This window comes from Streptomyces sp. NPDC001401, assembly GCF_042895385.1.
GTDB lineage: Bacteria > Actinomycetota > Actinomycetes > Streptomycetales > Streptomycetaceae > Streptomyces.
Genome location: NZ_JBIAWI010000011.1, coordinates 158176 through 178647, shown reverse-complemented (window position 1 = coordinate 178647; position 20472 = coordinate 158176). Strand labels below are relative to the sequence as shown.

The 20472-nt window shown below is 70.5% G+C and carries 18 protein-coding genes and 1 pseudogene; 10 read left to right on the top strand and 9 right to left on the bottom strand.

The window, feature by feature from the left end; translation table 11 throughout:
- Window positions 1-134: 134 nt before the first annotated feature.
- The 5 genes from ACFY10_RS32605 to ACFY10_RS32585 all read right to left on the bottom strand — a co-directional run bounded on the left by ACFY10_RS32605 (window position 135) and on the right by ACFY10_RS32585 (window position 4441).
- Window positions 135-377, bottom strand: a complete 243-nt coding sequence (locus tag ACFY10_RS32605) for a DUF397 domain-containing protein (RefSeq protein ID WP_361266413.1) — start codon at window positions 375-377, stop codon at window positions 135-137.
- A 95-nt stretch (window positions 378-472) separates the two neighbouring features.
- On the bottom strand, window positions 473-1639 hold the full coding sequence (locus ACFY10_RS32600; RefSeq protein ID WP_390668815.1) for a thiolase domain-containing protein: 1167 nt from the start codon (window positions 1637-1639) through the stop codon (window positions 473-475).
- Window positions 1636-2682 (bottom strand): thiolase domain-containing protein, encoded by a 1047-nt coding sequence (locus ACFY10_RS32595; RefSeq protein WP_390668814.1) that lies wholly within the window; start codon window positions 2680-2682, stop codon window positions 1636-1638. The genes ACFY10_RS32600 and ACFY10_RS32595 overlap by 4 nt, the downstream gene beginning before the upstream one ends.
- Window positions 2682-3623: a Zn-ribbon domain-containing OB-fold protein gene (locus ACFY10_RS32590; protein WP_390668813.1), complete on the bottom strand. Its 942-nt coding sequence runs from the start codon at window positions 3621-3623 to the stop codon at window positions 2682-2684. Before ACFY10_RS32590 ends, ACFY10_RS32595 begins: the two co-directional genes overlap by 1 nt.
- 17 nt (window positions 3624-3640) lie before the next feature.
- Window positions 3641-4441 (bottom strand): crotonase/enoyl-CoA hydratase family protein, encoded by an 801-nt coding sequence (locus tag ACFY10_RS32585; protein ID WP_390668812.1) that lies wholly within the window; start codon window positions 4439-4441, stop codon window positions 3641-3643.
- Between the two features lie 176 nt (window positions 4442-4617).
- On the opposite strand from ACFY10_RS32585, the gene ACFY10_RS32580 reads away from it, so the two are divergent.
- The 7 genes and pseudogenes from ACFY10_RS32580 (at window position 4618) to ACFY10_RS32550 (ending at window position 12200) form a co-directional block, all read left to right on the top strand.
- Complete coding sequence (locus ACFY10_RS32580) at window positions 4618-6228, top strand: acyl-CoA synthetase (RefSeq protein ID WP_390668811.1); 1611 nt, start codon at window positions 4618-4620, stop codon at window positions 6226-6228.
- A 74-nt stretch (window positions 6229-6302) separates the two neighbouring features.
- On the top strand, window positions 6303-6698 hold the full coding sequence (locus tag ACFY10_RS32575) for a transposase (protein WP_390668810.1): 396 nt from the start codon (window positions 6303-6305) through the stop codon (window positions 6696-6698).
- Window positions 6623-7339 (top strand): transposase, encoded by a 717-nt coding sequence (locus ACFY10_RS32570; protein WP_390668998.1) that lies wholly within the window; start codon window positions 6623-6625, stop codon window positions 7337-7339. The genes ACFY10_RS32575 and ACFY10_RS32570 overlap by 76 nt, the downstream gene beginning before the upstream one ends.
- Window positions 7294-8535, top strand: a complete 1242-nt coding sequence (locus ACFY10_RS32565; protein ID WP_390668809.1) for a PQQ-binding-like beta-propeller repeat protein — start codon at window positions 7294-7296, stop codon at window positions 8533-8535. Before ACFY10_RS32570 ends, ACFY10_RS32565 begins: the two co-directional genes overlap by 46 nt.
- A 54-nt stretch (window positions 8536-8589) precedes the next feature.
- Window positions 8590-9266, top strand: a pseudogene (locus ACFY10_RS32560) (hypothetical protein).
- 765 nt (window positions 9267-10031) lie between these two features.
- Entirely contained in the window at window positions 10032-11630 is a 1599-nt protein-coding gene (locus ACFY10_RS32555; RefSeq protein ID WP_390668997.1) for a sulfatase, read from the top strand.
- Window positions 11631-11759: 129 nt separating this feature from the next.
- Window positions 11760-12200: a hypothetical protein gene (locus tag ACFY10_RS32550; RefSeq protein ID WP_390668808.1), complete on the top strand. Its 441-nt coding sequence runs from the start codon at window positions 11760-11762 to the stop codon at window positions 12198-12200.
- Window positions 12201-12233: 33 nt separating this feature from the next.
- On the opposite strand, the gene ACFY10_RS32545 is transcribed toward ACFY10_RS32550, so the two are convergent.
- Complete coding sequence (locus ACFY10_RS32545) at window positions 12234-13010, bottom strand: helix-turn-helix domain-containing protein (RefSeq protein ID WP_390668807.1); 777 nt, start codon at window positions 13008-13010, stop codon at window positions 12234-12236.
- Window positions 13007-13753, bottom strand: a complete 747-nt coding sequence (locus ACFY10_RS32540) for a peptidoglycan-binding protein (protein WP_390668806.1) — start codon at window positions 13751-13753, stop codon at window positions 13007-13009. The genes ACFY10_RS32545 and ACFY10_RS32540 overlap by 4 nt, the downstream gene beginning before the upstream one ends.
- Before the next feature lie 326 nt (window positions 13754-14079).
- Here ACFY10_RS32540 and ACFY10_RS32535 point away from each other — a divergent pair, with 326 nt between their 5' ends.
- The gene (locus tag ACFY10_RS32535) at window positions 14080-14457 is read left to right on the top strand and encodes a peptidoglycan-binding protein (protein WP_390668805.1); all 378 of its coding nucleotides are present in this window, start codon (window positions 14080-14082) and stop codon (window positions 14455-14457) included.
- Window positions 14458-14589: 132 nt separating this feature from the next.
- Here ACFY10_RS32535 and ACFY10_RS32530 read toward each other — a convergent pair whose 3' ends face one another.
- Entirely contained in the window at window positions 14590-14802 is a 213-nt protein-coding gene (locus ACFY10_RS32530) for an alpha/beta fold hydrolase (RefSeq protein ID WP_390668804.1), read from the bottom strand.
- Between the two features lie 270 nt (window positions 14803-15072).
- Between ACFY10_RS32530 and paaK the strand changes: the two genes are divergently transcribed.
- On the top strand, window positions 15073-16368 hold the full coding sequence (paaK, locus tag ACFY10_RS32525) for a phenylacetate--CoA ligase PaaK (protein ID WP_390668803.1): 1296 nt from the start codon (window positions 15073-15075) through the stop codon (window positions 16366-16368).
- Between the two features lie 58 nt (window positions 16369-16426).
- Here paaK and ACFY10_RS32520 read toward each other — a convergent pair whose 3' ends face one another.
- Complete coding sequence (locus tag ACFY10_RS32520; RefSeq protein WP_390668802.1) at window positions 16427-17923, bottom strand: acyl-CoA synthetase; 1497 nt, start codon at window positions 17921-17923, stop codon at window positions 16427-16429.
- 112 nt (window positions 17924-18035) lie between these two features.
- On the opposite strand from ACFY10_RS32520, the gene ACFY10_RS32515 reads away from it, so the two are divergent.
- Window positions 18036-20444, top strand: coding sequence for a penicillin acylase family protein (locus ACFY10_RS32515; RefSeq protein ID WP_390668801.1), 2409 nt, complete (start codon window positions 18036-18038; stop codon window positions 20442-20444).
- The last annotated feature ends 28 nt before the right edge of the window (window positions 20445-20472 follow it).

Below are 20472 nucleotides of genomic sequence, written 5' to 3'. Positions count from 1 at the left end.
GAAGACGACCTTCCCTTCCCGGGGCCAGCCTCGCTCAGGCATCGGCCCGGGAAGAGCGCTCAAGGTCGCGTGTCCGGAAAGACGGGTGGAACACCCCCGGATCGCCCCGTCGGCTCGGCGGCACGACCGCCGGGTCAGGTCAGGTCGAACTCTCCTTCCCGCGCCCCCGACACGAACGCGCCCCATTCCGCGGGCGTGAAGATCAAGGAAGGGCTTTCCGGGCGGCCGCTGTTGCGCATCGCGATGAATCCCTCGACAAAGGCGATCTGGACATCCCCCAGGCCACGGCTGCTCGAGTGCCAGTCGGCGGTGCTGAGGTCCAGGTCAGGCTTGTCCCAGCCCGCAAGCGGGTGCTGCTGGATGGTGCTCTCGGCCACGTCCGTGCTCCTCCCGATTCGCGTCGTCCGCGGCCAGCCTAGCGATCGGTTTCTGATGCCAACAGGCCACGTGAGGGGGACCTTTCCGGAGTCTTTTACGAGTCCGGAGGTTCGCTGCCCACGAGCCACATCGAGAAGAACTGCGATCCGCCGCCGTAGGCGTGCCCGAGAACCCGCCGGGCCCCTTCCACCTGGTGTTCTCCGGCCTGTCCGCATGCCTGGAGCGCCGCCTCCGCGAAGCGGATCATGCCGGAGGCGCCGATGGGATTGGTCGACAGGACACCGCCCGACATGTTGACGGGCAGGTCCCCGTCCAGCTCGGTCACCCCGGATTCGGTGAGTTTCCAGCCCTCGCCCTCGTCGGCGAAGCCGAGGTTCTCCAGCCACATGGGCTCGTACCAGGAGAACGGCACGTACATCTCGACGGCGTCGATGTCGCGGCGCGGATCGGCGATCTGGGCCTGCCGGTACACGTCGGCGGCACAGTCCTTGCCGGCCTGCGGCGACACGGCGTCCTTGCCGGCGAAGAGGGTGGGCTCACTGCGCATGGCGCCTCCCAGCATCCACGCGGGTGGCCGGGGCGCGCGTGCCGCGCCCGCCCGGTCCGTCAGCACCATGGCGCAGGCGCCGTCGGAGGACGGGCAGGTCTCGGAGTAGCGGATCGGATCCCACAGCATGGGCGAGGCCTGGACCTTCTCCAGAGTGATGTCGTGCTCATGGAGGTGGGCGTAGGGGTTCTTCAGCGCGTTGCGCCGGTCCTTGTACGCCACCAGCGAGCCGACGGTGTCGGGCGCGCCGGTGCGCCGCATGTACGCGCGCACGTGCGGGGCGAAGAAGCCGCCCGCCCCCGCGAGCAGCGGCTGCTGGAAGGGGATCGGCAGGGACAGGCCCCACATGGCGTTGGACTCGGACTGCTTCTCGAAGGCGAGCGTGAGGACGGTGCCGTGCACGCGCGCCGCGACCAGATTGGCGGCGACGAGCGCGGTCGAGCCGCCGACCGATCCGGCGGTGTGCACGCGCAGCATCGGTTTGCCGACCGCGCCGAGCGCGTCGGCGAGGTACAGCTCGGGCATCATCACGCCCTCGAAGAAGTCGGGCGCCTTGCCGACGACGACGGCGTCCATGTCGGCCCAGGTCAACTCGGCGTCGTCGAGCGCCCGCCTGGCCGCTTCACGCACAAGTCCCGCGATCGACACGTCCCGCCGGGCCGCCACGTGCTTGGTCTGGCCGATCCCTACGACGGCCACGGGCTCCTTGCTCATCGCGGATCCCCTTCGAGTACGGCGACCAGGTTCTGTTGCAGACAGGGCCCGGAGGTGGCGTGGGCGAGGGCCCGGTCGGACTCGCCGCGGTGGATGCCGGCGGCGGCCTCCCCGATGCGGATGAGCCCGGCGGCCATGATCGGGTTGGCGGCGAGGGCCCCGCCGGACGGGTTCACCCGCACGCTGTCGTCCAGCCGGAGCGCCTTGCGCAGCACGACCTCCTGCGAGGTGAACGGCGCGTGCAACTCGGCCGTGTCGACGGGCCGTTCGAAGGCCCCGGCCTTCTCGGCGGCCAGGCGGGTGGAGGGCGAGTCGGTCAGGTCGCGGACGCCGAGGCCGTGCGCCTCGATGCGGTGGTCGATGCCGCGGATCCACGCCGGCCGCTCGCACAGTTCCCGGGCCCGCTCCCCCGCCGCGAGGACCACGGCGGCGGCTCCGTCGCCGATGGGCGGGCAGTCTCCGGTACGGAGGGGCCGTACGAGGTAGTCCCCTTGCGGTACCGAACCCCGCAGCTGGGCGTGGGAGTTGGCGGCGGCGTCCGCGCGGCTGCGGGCTGCGACGGCCGCGAGTGCAGGCTCGTCGGTGTCGCCCGCGTCGATGAGGGCCTGTGCCTGCAGGGCGGCCAGGGCGACGGAGTCGGGCCACAGGGGAGCCACGTAGTACGGGTCGAGCTGCCGGGTCAGGACGTCACGTACGGAGCCGGGTGAGGACTTGCCGTAGGAGTAGACGAGGGCGGTGTCCGCGTCCCCCGTCAGGAGCTTGGTCCACGCCTCGTACAGCGCCCACGCGCCGTCCATCTCGACGTGCGACTCGGAGATGGGCGGCCAGGCGCCTACGCCGTCGAGGGCGAGGGTGAAGGAGAAGGCGCGGCCGGCGAGGTAGTCGCTGGAGCCGGAGCAGGTGAAGCCGATGTCGGCGGTCTTCAGGCCGGTCTGTCCGAGTACGTCGTGCAGCACCGGCATCAGCATCTCCACCTCGGAGAGCTCCTCGCTGGTGCGCCGATGGCCGGTCTGGGCGAAGGCGACCAGTGCTATGTCACGCATCACAGCAGCTCCTTGTACGCGTCGTACTCCGCGTCGGGTTCGCCGGTGGGCCGGTAGTGGTCCGGATGGCGGGTCCCTTCGGTCCACACCGGTTCGACGCGCAGGCCCATGCGCACCTGGTCGTAGGGGATGCCGCCGATGCGGCCGTGCAGCGCGAGGTCGGCGCCGTCGAGGGCGATGTGGGCGTAGACGTACGGGACTTCGATGTCGAGGTTCTTCGCCTTGATGTTGACGATGCAGTACGTGGTGACGGTGCCCCGCGGCCCCACCTCGACCTGTTCCGACGTGGCGACGCCGCAGGTGGGGCAGGCGCCCCTGGGCGGGACGTACACCTTGCGGCAGGAGGGACAGCGTTCGCCCACCGTCCGCCGCTCGGAGAGCGCGTGGATGTAGGCGGTCTGGGCGCGGCCGGGCGAGTAGGTGTAGTCGAGGCGGGCGGGGGCGACGATTCCGGTGATGGCATCGGTGAACTTGCCGCTGTGGCCTGCCGGTTGGGCGGGTTCTCCGTCGTACGGTTCGAAGCAGGCGATGTCGGTGATGGCGCCGGACCGCTCATCGGCCCAGCGGACGCGGACGCGCATGCCGGTGTGTACGGCGTCGGGGCCGGGGGCGTCGAGGGCGTGCAGAAGGGCGGTGTCGGCGCCGTCGAGGCGGACCAGGACCCAGGCGAAGGGGGTGTCGAGGGGCTGCCCGCGGCGGGGTTCGTGGTTCCAGGCCCAGGTGGTGACCGTGCCGGTGGGGGCGACCTCGACCAGGTCGCGGATCTCCTCGGCGGTGACGGGGTCGTACTCGACGGGCGGGACGAGGACGCGGCCGTCGCCGGTCTTCACCCCGAGGACGACACGCTCGCGCAGGCCGGTAAGGAAGGCGCTCTGGACGGGGCCGACGGAGCGGGTGAAGGGGAATTCGACGGCGAGGGGGGCTTTGAGGACTTCGGGCATGCCCGGTCTCCTTCGGGTCAGGCGCGCTTGTATGTGGGCGGTCGCTTCTCCGCGAAGGCGCGGGCGCCCTCCTTGGCGTCGGCGGTGTCGAAGATGGGCCAGCCGCGCTTGAGTTCGGAGGCGAGGCCGTCCGTCTCCGTCATGTCGGCGGTTTCGTACACGGACGCCTTGACGGCTTCGACCGCCAACGGCCCGCAGGCGTTGATCTGTTCGGCGATCTCCAGTGCCTTGGCGAGGGCGGTGGTGTCGGGCACGACATGGCCGATCAGGCCGACGTCGGCGGCTTCCCGGGCGGTGTAGGGGCGGCCGGTGAGCAGCATCTCCAGCGCGTGGGTGCGCGGGATCTGGCGTTGCAGCCGGACGGTGGAGCCGCCGATGGGGAACAGGCCGCGCTTGACCTCGAAGAGGCCGAAGGTCGCCGACTCGCCCGCGACGCGGATGTCGGTGCCCTGGAGGATCTCGGTGCCGCCCGCCACGCAGTGGCCCTCGACGGCGGCGATCACCGGCTTGCGGGGGCGGTGGTGGCGCAGCATCGCCTTCCAGTGCAGGTCCGGATCGGCCTTGAGGCGGTCGCGGTAGTGCTCGCCCTCCATGCCCTTGCCGGCGAGGGCCTTGAGGTCCATGCCGGCGCAGAACGCACCGCCCGCGCCGGTCAGCACGATCGAGCGGACGGCATCGTCCTCGTCGGCCTCGATCCAGCCGTCGTACAGGCCGACGAGCATGGACAGCGAGAGCGCGTTCCTCGCGTCCGGCCTGTTGAGCGTGAGCACCAGTGTGGCGCCTTCGCGCTGCACGGTGAGGTGTTCGGTCCCACCCATGACCCATCTCCCCTCTCAAAGAACGAGAACAGGTTGCAGTAGGCGGGGAGCCACTTCAAGGGTTTTCTGACAGGCAGTCAGATTTCTTCGCGCGGACCCTTCACAGTTGCCGCCCCCTTTGCTCTGATGACCGGCGAACCGGCAACTGCCAGGCACGCCCGGGGTCAGGAGGAGCGGTGGAGTACAACCTTGCCGATCTGTTCGAGTCGGTCGTCGACGTGGTGCCGGACCGCGAGGCCCTGGTGTACATCGACCACCCGGGCACGGGGACGGAGCACCGGCTGACGTACGCGGAGCTGGACACGGCGGCGAACCGCATCGCCCACCACCTGATCGACGCCGGGATACGCCCTGGTGAACACCTTGGGCTGCACCTCTACAACGGCATCGAGTATCTGCAGACGGTGTTCGGGTGCCTGAAGGCGCGGATCGTCCCGGTCAACGTCAACTACCGTTACGTTGAGGACGAGTTGGTGTACCTGTACCGGGACGCCGATCTGGTGGCGCTGGTCTTCGACGCGGAGTTCGACGGGCGGGTGGCGGCGGCGCTGCCGCAGTGTCCGAAGCTGCGGCATCTGGTGCGGGTGGGCGGGGCCGAGGACGGGGGAGCCGCCGTGTCGTTCGCCGACGCCGAGGCGGGCGGGTCGCCGGAGCGCGGGTTCCCGGCCCGGTCGGGCGACGACCAGTTCATCATCTACACGGGCGGCACCACCGGGATGCCCAAGGGTGTGATGTGGCGGCAGGAGGACCTGTTCTTCTCGGGGCTCGGCGGAGGCGCGCCGACCGGTGAGCCGGTCAAGAAGCCGCAGGAGCTCGCCGAGCGGGTCGCGGCCGGCGGCTCCGGGATCACCTTCTTCCCCACTCCCCCGCTCATGCACGGCACCTCGACGCTCACCTCCTTCATCGGCTTCAACTTCGGACAACGGGTCGTCATCCACCGCAAGTTCGTGCCCGAGGAGGTGCTGCGGACGATCGAGAAGGAGAAGGTCACCAGCATCTCGCTGGTCGGCGACGCGATGCTGCGGCCGCTGATCGACACCCTGGCCGGGCCCATGAAGGGCACGGACTGCTCGTCGGTGTTCAGCGTGTCCTCGTCCGGCGCGGTGCTCTCGGAGACGGTGCGCCGGCAGTTCCAGCAGCTGCTCCCGAACGCGATGCTGCTCAACAACTACGGCTCCTCCGAGTCCGGCTTCAACGGCACGGCGACGGCCGACTCCGGGGCCGGGCAGAGCTTCCGCATCCGCGTCAACTCCCGTACGCAGGTGGTCGATCCGGCCACCCACGAGCCGGTCGCCGTGGGCGAGGTGGGCCGGGTCGCACAGTGCGGCCACGTCCCGCTCGGCTACTACAACGACCCGAAGAAAACCGCCGAGACCTTCTTCGAGAAGGACGGCGAGCGGTGGGTGCTGCTCGGCGACATGGGGACGGTGGACGAGGAGGGTGTGGTCACGGTTCTCGGCCGGGGCTCGCAGTGCATCAACACCGGGGGCGAGAAGGTGTATCCGGAGGAGGTCGAGCAGGCGCTGAAGTCCCATCCGGACGTGTACGACGCGCTGGTGGCCGGGGTGCCGGACGCGAAGTGGGGCAACCATGTGGCGGCGGTCGTACAGCTGCGGGACGGCGCACCACGGCCTTCGCTGGAGGACGTGCAGTCCTACTGCCGTACCCATCTCGCCGGTTACAAGATCCCGCGGCAGCTGGTGATCGCCGAGACGATACGGCGGTCGCCCAGCGGCAAGGCCGACTACCGGTGGGCTCGGGAGGTGGCGGTCGCGGCGGACCGCTAGGGCGTGTATCGAAAGTGGATCTTGACCATGAGATGATCTTGCTTCGTGACACCTGGAGATCTCACGGACGAACAATGGGCCGTGCTGGAACCGCTGTTGCCGAAGGGCAAGAAGCCGGGCCGGCCACCGATATGGACCCGGCGGCAGCTGATCGCGGCATACACTTCCGGGTCCGTACCGGCATCCCATGGCGGGATATTCCCGAGGGGTACGGGCCGTGGGGCCGGGCGTACGACCCCTTCCGCCGCTGGCAGCGCAACGGCACCTGGCAGCGCATCTTCACCCAGCTCCAGACCCGGGCCGATGCGAAGGACCTGATCACCTGGGACCTCAACATCGACTCCACCGTCTGCCGGGCCCACCAGCACGCCGCCGGAGCGAGGAAAAGGGGGAGCTGCAGAAGGAGCCGCCCGGCGGCGTCGCCACCGAGCCCGGTGACCACGGACTCGGGCGCTCGCGCGGCGGACTGACCACGAAGCTGCACCTGGCCGTCGAGCAGGGGCAGAAGCCCATGTCCATCGTGATCACCCCCGGACAGCGCGGGCACTCCCCGCTGTTCGAGGCAGTCCTGGGCCGCATCAGGGTGCCCCGACTGGGGCCAGGCAGACCGCGCACTCGGCCGAGGCGGGTGCGCGCCGACAAGGCGTACGCCTCCCGCAAGAACCGCGCCTACCTGCGCAGACGTGGCATCCGCTGCACCATCCCGGACAAGGCAGACCAGGCCCGCAACCGAAGGAAGCTCGGCTCTCGCGGCGGCCGTCCGACGAAGTTCGACTCTGAGGGCTACAAGGCTCGGCATGCGGTCGAGTGCGGTATCAATCGCCTCAAAAGGCACCGCGCAGTGGCCACGCTCGGCTTCATATGGCGGCTCTGCGACCTGGGCCTTCCGCGCTGTCTCAGGATCCTTCATCGGTGGGCCGTCTCAACTCCACTGCGCTTTCCCGGAGTCGTTCGCCCGGCCGCATTCGCGCAAAGGTTCTATTCTCTCGGGTGTCTGACGCTGTACAACCATCGCCCGCCGCAGTCGGTCGTCTCTGGGAGCAGGGCTACCGGGGGTGACTTGGCATGCGGCGAGTGCGAGGGATGGCGTCCTTGGCGGGCGCGGCGTTGATCGTCGGGTGCTCGGCTACGGGCACCGCACAGCCCGCTCCCTCCACCGCGCACACGTCCGTGGCCGTCGACGGTCCCTGGCGCGCGTGGACGAAGTCCCTCTCCCGGCAGGAGGCGTCCGGAACCTGTGGCGCCACGGCCCACCAGGTCGTGTGCAGCACCGCCCCCGACGGCCTCCTCGGGGTCTCCCGGGTCACCGGCGCGATCACCTGGACGGTCCCCGCCACCGGTGGCGGCGGAAAGAACGGCGGGCTCGTCGTCGACGCAGCCGACGAACGCGCCGCCACCAGCGGCGGTCACACGCTGCGCGCCGCGAATCTGCGCACGGGTAAGGCGGCCTGGACCCACCGGCTGCCCTCCAAGCGCTCCTACCTCGGCATGGCCGCGGCGGACGGCGTCGTCTACGCCCTCGACGCCAAGAGCGACGCCGTGCAGACCGAGGGCTACACGAACGTCGCCCTCGGTGCCTTCCGGGCGTCCGACGGTGCAGCGCTGTGGCACAGGGCCGTCGATGCGATCCCGTACGAAGGCATCGCCGCGTTCGGCGGCCGGGTCTACAGCACCGACGGCACGAAGGTCACCGCCCGCGACGCCCGTACCGGCAGGAGCGTCGCGACCAGCCCGCCAGGCACCGCCTCCTACGGCGGCGTCCCCCTGGACTGGTGCCCGCACCTGATCTCCGGCGGCGGCTACCTGGTGTGCGCAGGTAGCTCCGCTACTGCCGGCGACGCCTTCCCGCCCCTCCGCCGTCTCGACCCGGTCACGCTCGGGCCGCTCAGGACCGCCGCCGAGGACCCGGGCCTGAAGCCCGAACGCGGCGTGATCTCGTCGGACGGTGTGCTGATGCTGTTCGAGGACACCCCGGAGGACCCGGGCACCGGTACCTGGAACGCCTACGATCTCAACCACCCCCGCAGGCTGTGGAGCTACGACACCACCACGGAGGAAGCCGAGCTGTCCGGTGGGCGGTTCGTGACCTTCACCCCCGGGAACGACGACACCAGGGGACGCGTGATCACGATCGACCTGCACGCCGGCCCGGACGGGACCGGAGCCGCCGCGCCGCGCATGTCCCCGCCGTACCCGCAGTCCAGGGGCGGCGAACACCCCGCGCTCATCGCGCCGGGAGGCCGCTCGGGCCATGTCGTCGTCGAGCCGACGACCCATCACGCCCTGCGCTCGATCCCGCTTCCTTGACCAGCCCGTTGTGGCCGTCCCGAGACATGCCGTGGACCGCTCAGGAGCCGGAGCATGGATCTGCCTGTGATGCCGCCCGTGGAGCCCATACTCGCCAAGTCCGTGGAACAGATGCCGCAGGGCATGCGCTGCGAGCCCACGTGGGACGGGTTTCGGGCGATTGTGTTCCACGACGGGGACGAGATCGAGCTCGGCAGTCGGACGCGCAAGCCGCTGGCCAGGTATTTTCCCGAGATGGAGGAGGCACTCAAGGAGAGGCTGCCCGAACGCTGCGTGCTGGATGGGGAGATCGTCATCGCGCGTGAGGGGCAGCTGGACTTCGACGCGCTGACCGAGCGGCTCCACCCGGCGGACTCCCGGATGCCCGGCGAGAAGACCCCGGCCTCCTTTATGACCTTCGACCTGCTGGCGCTGGCGGACAAGCCGCTGCTGGACGTGCCCCCTCCGACCGGCGCGCACTCCTGACCCGCGCGCTGTCCGGTGTGACGGCCCCCGTGCACCTCGAACCGGCGACGACCTCCGGCAAGAAGGCCGTGTCCTGGGCACCGTTCAGGCCGGAGCGGGTGGCCGAGCCGGCGTACGAGCGCATGGAGAACAGGGCGCGTTTCCGGCACACGGCCCGCTTCCGCCGCTGGCGCCCGGACCGGACTCCCGAGAGCTGCACGGCAATTCGCCCGGCTGCTGGCGATGACGACGCGCTGCGGCTTCGCCTCCGCCTGGACGGAGGCTGACTGTCACGGCGGAGTTGACACGCGAACCTCCCCCGCCCGATGTCATGGCCGCCTTGCCTCGATGCCTGCTCACACCGCGGAGGAGGTCAGGTACCGGTGTCATCCAAAAGGTGGAGCAGGCCGAACAGTGACTCTCATTAGCGCTTCACATGTGCAGCCGCAGTGCAGCCGGGCCTGAGATTGTGAAGCGGGCTTTGAGACCGCACAACATTCGATACACGCCCTGGGCGGCAGGTCGGGGCCCGCCTGTGGGCCGGTCCGGGCGACGGGCGTACTCTTTGCGCGCGGTTGACCCGGGTGTTTGAACGGAGGGTGACCCAGGGCCGTACGCGAGGTTGGCGGCCCAGCCCTGCGGGCCCGGTCCGCCGTGCCATCAGCGGTTTCGCACGGAAGGACCCACGGGTGTCGCACCTCACGCCCCCTCGTCAACTGCCGGACGCCGACACGGCGGCTGAACCGGGCGAGCCGACGGAGCCCACGGAATCGGCGGAGTCGGTGATCGACGACAGGGCGGCCGAGTCTGCGGATGCGGAAGCTCCGGAGGCTGAGGAGGTCGAGGAGGCACCGGAGGCTGAGGAGGTTACGGAACCGAGCGGCGCCTCCGAGATCCCCGAAGAGCCGGTGGCCCTGAGCACCGAGGCTGCACCGGTACCCGAACCCGAGACCGCATCCGTACCTGATCCCGCACCCGAACCCGTCGCCACAGACCGCCCCGGCTGGTTCGGCTGGCGCCGTCGCTATCCCCTGGCCGCACTTGCCGTGCGGGTGGGTACGAGTGTCCTGGCCGGCGCGCTGGTGTTCGTCGTCCTCCTCGTGCCCAACCGTCTCGACCGGATCAACCTCCAGGCGTTCCTCCGCCTCCCCGTCGAGGGGATCTTCCTCGCGGCCGCCCTGCTCGTCCTGCCGTCGAAGGCACGGCGGATCACGGCCGGCGTCCTGGGGGCGTTCCTCGGGTTGTCCACCATTCTGAAGTGCCTCGACATGGGCTTCCGCCAGACTCTGGCCCGGCCGTTCGACCTGGTCTTCGACTGGGTTCTGCTGAGCGACGGGGCGGACTGGGTGAAGGACTCGTTCGGGCGCTCGGGCGAGGTGCTCGCGATCGTCGGGGTGATCGTCCTGGTCGTCCTCGTGCTCGTGCTGAGCGCGCTCGCGGTGGTGCGGCTGGCGGATGTGCTGGCCCGGCACCGTCCCATGGCCGTACGCAGCACGCTGGTCCTCGGTACCGCGTGGATCATCTGCTTCACCATGGGTGTGCAGTTCGGCGGTGTCACGGTCGCCACCAAGGGCTACGCCCAGTATCTCGCCAACCGTGTGCAGTACGTCCGCGACGGCCTCGGTGACGCCGACGTCTTCAAGAAGCAGATGGCCGTCGACGCCTACGCCAAGACCCCGTCGAACCAGCTGCTGACCGGGCTGCGCGGCAAGGACGTGATGTTGACCTTCATCGAGAGCTACGGCCGGGTGGCGATCGACGATCCTTCGATGGCACCGGAGATCGACGCGACGCTCCAGGAAGGCAACGCCAGGCTGAAGTCGGCCGGCTTCGCGGCGCGCAGCGGCTGGCTCAGGTCGCCGGTGACGGGCGCCGGCAGCTGGCTCGCCCACTCGACGTTCCTGTCCGGCCTGTGGATCAAGAACCAGCAGCGGTACCGCACCCTGACCACCAGCGACCGCGCGACCCTGACCAGCTACTTCCAGAAGACCGGCGCCTGGCGGACGGTCGGCATCGTCCCGGGCGTGCGCAAGGCCTGGCCCGAGGGCAAGTACTTCGGCCTCGACCACATCTACGACTCCACGCACCTCGGCTACTACGGTCCGTACTTCAGCTGGACGCCGGTGCCGGACCAGTTCAGCCTGGAGGCCTTCCAGAAGCTGGAGCACGGCAAGAAGAACCGCGACCCGATCATGGCGGAGATCATCCTCGCCTCCAGCCACAACCCCTGGTCCCCCATCGCCCACATGATCGACTGGAAGGACCTCGGGAACGGCAAGGTCTTCTACAAGATCAAGAAAGAGGGAACGAACCCCACCGAGGTCTGGAAGAGCGCCAAGCGTGTGCGCACCGAGTACCGCAAGGCCATCCAGTACTCCCTGGACAGCCTGACCCAGTGGATGCAGCGCTACGGCGACAAGGACACCGTCCTCGTCTTCCTCGGCGACCACCAGCCCGTCCCGACGGTCACCGGGGGCAGCGCGAACAGGGACGTGCCGATCTCGATCGTCGCCCGCGATCCGAAGGTGCTGGACCGCGTCGCCAACTGGGGCTGGACGGATGGGATCAAGCCCGCGGACAACGCCCCGGAGTGGACCATGAACAAGTTCCGGGACCGCTTCATGACGGCGTACGGGCCGCAGGGCGGGTGAGGTGACGGGCCGAGGGGGGGCCGGGGCCGGGGTCTTCCGGACGGCGTAGCAAGACGCGCTCGGGCGGGACGGCCTCCCTAGGGTCGCAGTAACGGTGATCGAAATTCACCGGACCCGAAGAGGACCCCCATGAACATACGGATACGCGCGCTGTGCACAGCCGCACTCACGATCCTCGCGACCACGGGGCCTGCGGCCGTCGTGGCACACGCACAGACAGACCTGGACTGCAACAACTTCACGTTTCAGGAGGACGCGCAGGCGGAGTTCAACCGCGATCCCAGCGATCCCTTCCGTCTGGACGCGGACAACGACGGCATCGCCTGCGAATGGCTGCCGCACAGAGGCTCGGCCACGGTCACGTCCACCCCTGTCCCCCAAGGAACGGTCACGCCCACCTCGATTCCCCAACGCGGGGTGAACGCGGGCGTCGGCGGCAGCACGGGGCCGGCCGGCTTCGAGGTGGCGGGCGGCATCGGGCTAACCGTCGTCGCGCTGGGCCTGGTCGGCGGTCATGTCGTTCTGCGGCGGCGCCGAAGCGCTGCCGGGGCCGGGCCTCGAAGGTTTTGACGCCGGCCGCCTCGCTGCTCACCTGCTGCTCGATCAGCCGGTGAAACACACCCGACGGCCCTCGGCCGGGATCAGGCACACGCGGGCGTCGCCCGGGTCGTGCGGCGGCGTCATGGCCGTCATCGGGGTTGCCAGGTAGGCGTTGCGCTCGTTCTCGTTGTCGACGTGGATCTCCTTGCGGGATGCGCCCGGCAGGGTGAGTTCGACCCGGTCGCCGAGGTGGAGATGGGCGGCGCGGGCCCAGATGGCGTGGCATGCCGTGCCGTTGCGCAGTTGCACGCTGCGTCCGTCGGCGGCGGTGCGCCCCGCGAGGGTCGTGACCATCCGCTGGCCGCCGCACCCCATGTCGATCGGGTTCTTCCCCTCACAGGTACGGCCCGAGCAGCCGGGACCGGGCGTGAAGGTCGCCGGGGCGGTGCCGGTGGTGGCCGATGACGAACCGTGCGGCCCGGACAGCAGCACGGCGACGGCTGCCACCGTGGCCGCCGCCAGCCCGGCCGCCGCGCCCCACGCATACGGGGTGCTGCGGACGTTCCGGCGCTCGGGGAGCGGCTCCGGCGTCGCCCGGGCCCGCCCGCTCCAGCGGGCGTCGGCCAGCTCCCACAACGCCAGCAGCCGTTCGGGGCGTACGCCCGCCACCTCGCACAGCGCCTCAACGGCGCGGCGCGGCACCGGCTGCGAGCCCGCCAGATAGCGGGCCCAGGAAGACTTGCTGTACGGGGTGCGCCGGGCCAGCTGGGCCAGGCTCAGTCCCGCCGCGCCGCGCACCTCGCGCATCCTCCCGGCCAGTTGTGCCGTCTCCGGGCTCATGTGCGCAGCTTCTTCCAGGTGTCGGGCCCGATGATGCCGTCCGGCGCGAGCCCGTGCCGTTTCTGGAAGGCGCGCGCGGCACGGGCGGTCTTCTCGCCGTACACCCCGTCGACCCGTCCGCTGTCGAAGCCGTGCCGCCGCAGCAGACACTGCGCCTCCACGACGTCCCAGCCGGTGCTGCCCCGGTCCAGGAGCACGTCACGGCTGGTGGAGTAGCCCGCGGTCACGGCGCCGTTCTCGTGCCGGATCCGGTCACAGCCGTACGTGTGACCGCTGGGGAAGGCGGTGGCTCCGGGCGCGGCGTTCTGCTCCGCCGGGGTGCTGTCGTCTCCGTGCCAGCCGGTTCCGGTCAGGAATCCGGCGCCGAACGCCACCAGGACGGCGGCGACGGCGACGGCCGGCAGCGCGTGAGTGGTGCGCCGTAATCGGGTCGTGCGGCGTGTGGGGCGGGGCTCGTCGTCGATGGTCGCCGTTCGCTGTGCCCGCGCGGTTTCGGCGACCTCGTGCAGCACCAGCAGCCGCTCCGCGGGCGCCCCGCAGACTTCGGCGAGTTCCTCGGCAGCGGCGCGTGGCACCGGCTTCTTGCCGTTGAGATAGCGCTCCCAGGACGAGGAGCTGTACGAGGTCTTGGCCGCGAGCGCGGCCAGGCTCAGGCCCGCGCGGTCCTTCAACCGCCTCAGCTGTGCGACGAGCTGCCGCTCCGCGTCGTCCAGCCCGGCGGGCAGTTCCTTCCAGCGCGTCATGTCACTTCCCCGTACGCCTGCGGAGTGGCCGTCGTGGAGGAGGACGCTGTTCCACCGGTGCTGCGGTTGCGGATCCCGTCCACTGTGACCGCTTCCCGCCCCCGCCCACCGTCCCACGGTTTTGTCAGGGGACACAGCGTCCCAGCAGGTCAGCGCGTGGGCCGTGCCGCGTGCCACCGGGTCGACCGGTTCCCCTGGCCCGTGCCGGATCCGGCCGGGCAACGTCGGTGGTGCCACCGAGGGGCACGGCCCGGGAGCGTCCTCCCGTGCCGTCGTATTCCACCGGAAGCGACGCGGCCCCTCAACCCACCGGAAAGGAACCGGCCATGACCATGCGCAGGACCCTCGCACTCGCGACCGTCACCGGAGCGCTCGGCGCCGGCCTGGTGCTGGGCTCCGTCGGCAGCGCTTCCGCGCGACCCGACGTGCCGGACATCAGCCGTGGCGACACGGGCGTACCCGTGCTGTGCGTCCAGCACGGGTACAACGACTGGGCCAGGCGGACCCATCACCACACGATCGGCGAGGACCGGATCTTCGGCTCCGACACCTACGGCGCGGTCCGGCTCTTCCAGCAGAAGTCCGGCCTGCACATCGACGGCGTCGTCGGCAAGAACACCGGCAACAGCCTTCTGGACAACCTCCAGGGCGACGGCGGCTGGCGCTCCGGCTGCTACGAGCACCTGCCGAGCACGCACCACTGATCGAAGCGGTCCCGCGTGGGGCCCTGTCCTCTCGGGGGAGGACAGGGCCCCACACGCTCTTCACTCCTCCTCGAATGTCCCGGTAGCGGTCGCATCCCGCAACCTGAACGATCGCGGCCACGGTCCGGGCTCCTACTCTGCCGACGGCAAAAGGGGCCCGTCCCGGTCCAAGAAGCCGGCGACCCGGCCTGCGAACCACCCGGGGTCGTCCACCCACGGACAGCGCCCGGCACCAGGCTGGACCGTGAATTCGGCCTTCGGCAACTCATCGGCGGCGGTGCGCGCAGGCTCGGGGCGGGGGCCGCCGTCGAACTCGCCGACGAGGACGAGGACCGGTGCGGCCACCAGGGTGAGGAAGCCTGCATCGGACCTCCCGGCAGGACGATGAGCGGCTCCCCTCCACACCCCGCGATCACCGCCTCCCCCGTCACCCGTTCGCCGTAGCGCGGCAGGTCCTCGATGGGGTCGATCTCGCGGCCGGGCTCGCGCAGCCGCGCCCAGAAAATGCGGGCCGACCTCTTGCCTGCCCCGACGTGGCCTGAATTACTGATCCCGAAGAGCACGACCGAATGATCGGTCGCCCGTATTGATGTGGTTGGCGAGGGAGACGTCCCCATGGTGGATGCGACGGAGCTGCTGGACCCGGGGGAACGGCTCGACGCCGGTGCGCTGCGGGCGCTGCAGCTGGAGCGGCTGCGGGCCTCGCTGCGGCACGCGTACGAGCACGTGCCCTTCTACCGGGAGTCCTTCGACAAGGCGGGCGTCCGCCCGGACGAGTGCCGGTCCCTGGCCGACCTGGCTCGTTTCCCGTTCACCACGAAGGCGGACCTGCGCGAGAACTACCCGTACGGCATGTTCGCCGTGCCCCAGGACCACATCCGCCGGATCCACGCCTCCAGCGGCACCACCGGGCGCCCCACTGTCGTCGGCTACACGGACAACGACCTTTCCCTCTGGGCCGACATGGTGGCCCGTTCGATCCGCGCGGCGGGCGGCCGGCCCGGCGACAAGGTGCATGTGGCGTACGGCTACGGCCTGTTCACCGGCGGCCTCGGCGCACACTACGGGGCCGAACGGCTCGGCTGTACGGTCATCCCCGCGTCCGGCGGCATGACGGCCCGCCAGGTCCAGCTGATCCAGGACCTCGAGCCGCAGATCATCATGGTGACGCCGACGTACATGCTCACGCTCCTCGACGAGTTCGAGCGCCAGGGCGTCGATCCGCGCGGCACCTCCCTGCGCGTGGGCATCTTCGGTGCCGAGCCGTGGACCGAGCAGATGCGCCTGGAGATCGAGGAGCGGTTCGCGATCGACGCGGTCGACATATACGGGCTGTCCGAGGTGATCGGCCCGGGTGTGGCCCAGGAGTGCGTGGAGACGAAGGACGGGCTGCACATCTGGGAGGACCACTTCTACCCGGAGGTCGTCGATCCGATCACCGGCGAGGTGCTGCCGGACGGCGAGGAGGGCGAGCTGGTGTTCACCTCGCTCACCAAGGAGGCGATGCCGGTCGTCCGTTACCGCACGCGCGACCTGACCCGCCTGCTGCCGGGCACGGCACGGGTGTTCCGGCGGATGGAGAAGGTCACCGGGCGCAGCGACGACATGGTGATCCTGCGGGGGGTGAACCTCTTTCCCACGCAGATCGAGGAGATCGTGCTGCGCACGCCCGGTGTCGCGCCGCACTTCCAGTTGCGTCTGACCCGGGAGGGCCGTCTCGACGCCCTCACCGTGCGGGCGGAGGCCCGGCCCGACGCCGGCCCCGAGGTGCGGGAGGCCGCCGCGCAGGCGATCGCGGCGGCGGTGAAGGACGGCATCGGGGTGTCGGTCGCGGTGGAGATCGTCGAACCGGAGTCGCTGGAGCGGTCGGTGGGCAAGATCCGGCGGATCGTGGACCTGCGGTCGCGCTGACTGCAACTGGCGCCGCGGCTGTGTCGGATGTGCGCCGAGGCCCCTCCTGGTCGGAGAACTAGCCGGAGAACCGGTCCCGCAGCTCCCTCTTGAGGATCTTTCCGCTTGCGTTTCGTGGCAGTTCCGCCACGAACTCCACCCGCTTCGGCGCCTTGAAGTGGGCGAGCTTCTCGCGGGCGTGGGCGATCAGTTGCTCCTCGGTCACCTCGCCGCGGGGGACGACGACCGCTGTGACCGCCTCGATCCAGCGTTCGTCGGGCAGGCCGATCACGGCGACCTCGGCGACGGACTCGTGGGTGTAAAGGGCGTCCTCGACCTGGCGTGAAGCAACGAGTACGCCACCGGAGTTGATGACGTCCTTCACACGGTCGACGATCGTGTAGTAGCCGTGGGCGTCGCGCACCGCCAGGTCGCCGGAGTGGAACCAGCCGTCGCGGAAGGCGTCGGCCGTCTCCTCGGGTTTGTCCCAGTAGCCCTCGCACAACTGCGGGGAGCGGTAGACGACTTCGCCGGGCGTGCCGTCGGGGACGTCCTTGCCGTCCTCGTCGACCACGCGGGCGTCGACGAAGAGGACGGGGCGGCCGCAGGAGTCCATGCGGCCCTTGTGCTCGTCGGGTGCGAGGACGGTGGCCAGGGGGCCGATCTCGCTCTGGCCGAAGCAGTTGTAGAAGCCGAGCTCGGGGAGTCGTTCGCGCAGGCGCTCCAGCACGGGCACCGGCATGATCGAGGCGCCGTAGTACGCCTTGCGGAGTCCGCCGAGGTCGCGGGTGGTGAAGTCGGGGCGGTTGGACAGGCCGATCCACACCGTGGGCGGGGCGAACAGGCTGTCCACGCGGCCGGTTTCGATGAGGTCGAAGAGCCGGTCGCCGTTCGGGGCGTCGAGGATGATGTTCGTGGCGCCGACCGCGAGGTAGGGCAGCAGGAACACGTGCATCTGCGCGGAGTGATAGAGCGGGAGGGAGTGCACGGGGCGGTCGCCGGCGCTGAGGTCGAGGGCGGTGATCGCGCTCAGGTACTCGTGCACCAGGGCGCGGTGCGTCATCATCGCGCCCTTGGGCAGGGCTGTGGTGCCGGAGGTGTACAGGAGTTGCACCAGGTCCTCGGTGCGCGGCTCGGGCCCGTCGTACGCGGGGGCCGCAGCCAGGCGGGCCAGCAGGGAGTCGTCGGCGTCGCGCAGGGGCAACGTCCGTACGCCGTCCGCGAGTTGACCAGCCAGGTCGGGATCGGTGAGGACCAGCGAGCTGCCGGACTGGCCGACGATGTAGGCGAGGTCGTCGCCGGTCAGGTTCTGGTTGACCGGCACATGGACGAGGCCCGCGCGGGCGCAGGCAAGGAAGCCGATCAGATAGGCGTCCGAGTTGTGGCCGTAGGCGCCGACCCGGTCGCCGGGGGCGAGTCCCTGGTCGAGCAGGAGGCTCGCCGCGCGGGAGACGGCCTCGTCCAGTTCCTCGTACGTCCACCTGCGGTCGCCGTACTCGACCGCGACCCTCGCCGGGGTGCGTCGGGCGCTGCGCCGCAGCACCCCGTCAACCGTGCTGCCGTGTCCCTGCGTCATGACTGATGATCCTCGGTCCGTGGCCGGGGCAGGTCAAGCACCCGGGAGGCTCACGCACCCACCCGTCGGCACGCTCAACCGCTCCTTCCCCCAATGACGTTGGGAGGCACCATTGCGCACCCGTATGAGACGACTGGTCGTCGCGGCCGTCGCGTTACTCACGGCCTCGTCCGCGCTGCAGGCCACTGCGGCCGAGCGCCCGGGCCGCCAGGAACATCCCTCGCACGGCGGGCTGTCCGCCGTCATCCGCTACACCGAGTACGGCATTCCGCACATCGTCGCCGAGGACTACGCGGACCTCGGCTTCGGCACCGGCTGGGCGCAGGCCGCCGACCAGGTGTGCCTGCTGGCCGACGGTTATGTGACCGTGCGCGGCGAGCGCTCGCGCTTCTTCGGCCCCGACGCGGCGACCGACTTCTCTCTTTCGTCGGCCTCCGACAATCTCTCCAGTGACCTGTACTTCCGGGGCGTACGGCAGTCCGGCACGGTGGAGAAGCTCCTCGCCGAACCGGCGCCGCTGGGCCCGAGCCGCCAGGTCAAGGACATGCTGCGGGGCTTCGCCGCCGGATACAACGCCTGGCTGGCGCAGAACCGGATCACCGACCCGGCGTGCCGGGGCAAGGCCTGGGTACGGCCGATCACCTCGACGGACGTGGCCGCCCGTTTCTACGCCATCTCGGTTCTCGGCGGCCAGGGCGGCTCTGTGGACGAGATCACCGGGGCCCGGCCGCCCAACGGTTCCACCGCCCCCGGCAAGGAAGTCGACGCAACGGCCCTGGTCAAGGCAGTGCGTGAACGGTCCGCGAGCGCGGACATGGGATCGAACGCGGTCGCCTTCAGCGGCGCCACGACGGCGAACGGCCGCGGTCTGCTGCTGGGCAACCCGCACTACCCGTGGCAGGGCGGACGCCGCTTCTGGCAGTCGCAGCAGACCATCCCGGGCGAGCTGGACGTCGCGGGCGGCTCGCTTCTCGGCTCACCGACCGTCTCCATCGGCTACAACTCCCGCGTGGCGTGGAGCCACACCGTCGCGACCGGCGTCCCGTACAACCTGACCCGGCTGACCCTCGACCCCGCCGACCCCACCGTCTATCTGGTGGACGGCAAGCGGGAGCGGATGACGAAACGGACCGTGACCGTGGCGGTCGAGGACGGCGCCCCGGTGACGCGCACCCAGTGGTGGACGCGCTACGGCCCGGTCGTGGCCGACCCCGACGGTGATCCGCCGCTGCCGTGGACGGCCACGACCGCGTACGCGCTCTACGATCCGAACGCCGCCAACTTCCGCTTCCTCGACACCTCGCTCGGCTTCGCCAAGGCGCGCTCCACGGCGGACGTCCAGACCTCGCTCGCCCGGCATCAGGGCCTGCCCTGGGTGAACACCCTCGCCGCGGACTCCGCCGGCCACTCCCTCTACACCCAGTCGCAGGTGCTGCCCCGGATCACCGACGGCCTCGCGGCACGCTGCTCCACCGATCTGGGCAAACTCACCTACCCGCAGGCGGGCCTCGCGGTCCTCGACGGCTCGCGCGGCGACTGCGCCATCGGCAGCGACACCGACGCCGTCCAGCGCGGCATCTTCGGGCCCGCCCGCATGCCCACGCTCAAGGACGCTCCGTACACGGAGAACTCCAACGACAGCGCCTGGCTGACCAACACCGACCGGCCGCTCACCGGCTACGAGCGGATCTTCGGCGACGTCGGGACAGAGCGCTCGCTGCGCACCCGGGGTGCGATCGAGGATGTGGCGGCGATGGCCGAGCGCGGCGGGCTGACCGTCCGGGACCTGCAGAAGCAGCAGTTCGCGAACCGGGTGCCCGCCGGTGCACTGGCCGCGGCCGACGCGGCGAAGGCATGTGCCGCGCTGCCCGGCGGCACGGCGACGACGAGTGACGGGAAGTCGCTCGACGTCACCGCGGCCTGCAAGGTGCTCGCGGGCTGGGACCGGACCATGGACACCGACAGCCGGGGTGCCCTGTTCTTCGACCGCTTCTGGCAGAAGCTGACCGCCGCGGTGCCGGCCGGCCGGCTCTGGAAGGTGCCGTTCTCCGCCGCGGATCCGGTCCGCACGCCGAACACGCTCGACACGGCCGCGCCCGGCTTCGCCACGGCCCTCGCCGACACGGTGGCGGAACTGCGCGGCTCGGGCACACCGCTGGACGCCCGGCTCGGCGACCACCAGTACGTCGCCCGCGGCGGCGAACGCATCGCAATACCGGGCGGCTCGAACAGGCTCGGCGTGTGGAACGTGATCGAGCCGAAGTGGGATGCGGCGAGCGGGGCCTACACACAGGTGCCGTTCGGATCCAGCCACCTCCAGGCCGTGGGCTGGGACGGCAGCGGCTGCCCGGTGGCCCGCACCCTGCTGACGTACTCCCAGTCGTCGAACCCGAACTCGCCGCACTACAGCGACCAGACCCGGTTGCTGTCCGCTGAGAAGTGGGTGACGGCCCGCTTCTGCGAGAAGGACATCCTGTCCTCGCCCGTACTGAGGGTGCTCCGGGTCGGCGAGCACCGCTGACCGCCGCACGGCCCTGTCCCGCGCCTCC

What these genes read in the sequence shown, in the direction of transcription:
- ACFY10_RS32545 (WP_390668807.1), bottom strand. Translation starts at nt 13,010, where the DNA reads ATGAGCCCGGAGACGGCACAACTGGCCGGGAGGATGCGCGAGGTGCGC.
- ACFY10_RS32520 (WP_390668802.1), bottom strand. Translation starts at nt 17,923, where the DNA reads ATGACGCAGGGACACGGCAGCACGGTTGACGGGGTGCTGCGGCGCAGC.
- ACFY10_RS32585 (WP_390668812.1), bottom strand. Translation starts at nt 4,441, where the DNA reads ATGGGTGGGACCGAACACCTCACCGTGCAGCGCGAAGGCGCCACACTG.
- ACFY10_RS32595 (WP_390668814.1), bottom strand. Translation starts at nt 2,682, where the DNA reads ATGCGTGACATAGCACTGGTCGCCTTCGCCCAGACCGGCCATCGGCGC.
- ACFY10_RS32535 (WP_390668805.1), top strand. Translation starts at nt 14,080, where the DNA reads ATGACCATGCGCAGGACCCTCGCACTCGCGACCGTCACCGGAGCGCTC.
- ACFY10_RS32600 (WP_390668815.1), bottom strand. Translation starts at nt 1,639, where the DNA reads ATGAGCAAGGAGCCCGTGGCCGTCGTAGGGATCGGCCAGACCAAGCAC.
- ACFY10_RS32590 (WP_390668813.1), bottom strand. Translation starts at nt 3,623, where the DNA reads ATGCCCGAAGTCCTCAAAGCCCCCCTCGCCGTCGAATTCCCCTTCACC.
- ACFY10_RS32565 (WP_390668809.1), top strand. Translation starts at nt 7,294, where the DNA reads ATGCGGCGAGTGCGAGGGATGGCGTCCTTGGCGGGCGCGGCGTTGATC.
- paaK (WP_390668803.1), top strand. Translation starts at nt 15,073, where the DNA reads ATGGTGGATGCGACGGAGCTGCTGGACCCGGGGGAACGGCTCGACGCC.
- ACFY10_RS32550 (WP_390668808.1), top strand. Translation starts at nt 11,760, where the DNA reads ATGAACATACGGATACGCGCGCTGTGCACAGCCGCACTCACGATCCTC.
- ACFY10_RS32575 (WP_390668810.1), top strand. Translation starts at nt 6,303, where the DNA reads ATGGGCCGTGCTGGAACCGCTGTTGCCGAAGGGCAAGAAGCCGGGCCG.
- ACFY10_RS32540 (WP_390668806.1), bottom strand. Translation starts at nt 13,753, where the DNA reads ATGACGCGCTGGAAGGAACTGCCCGCCGGGCTGGACGACGCGGAGCGG.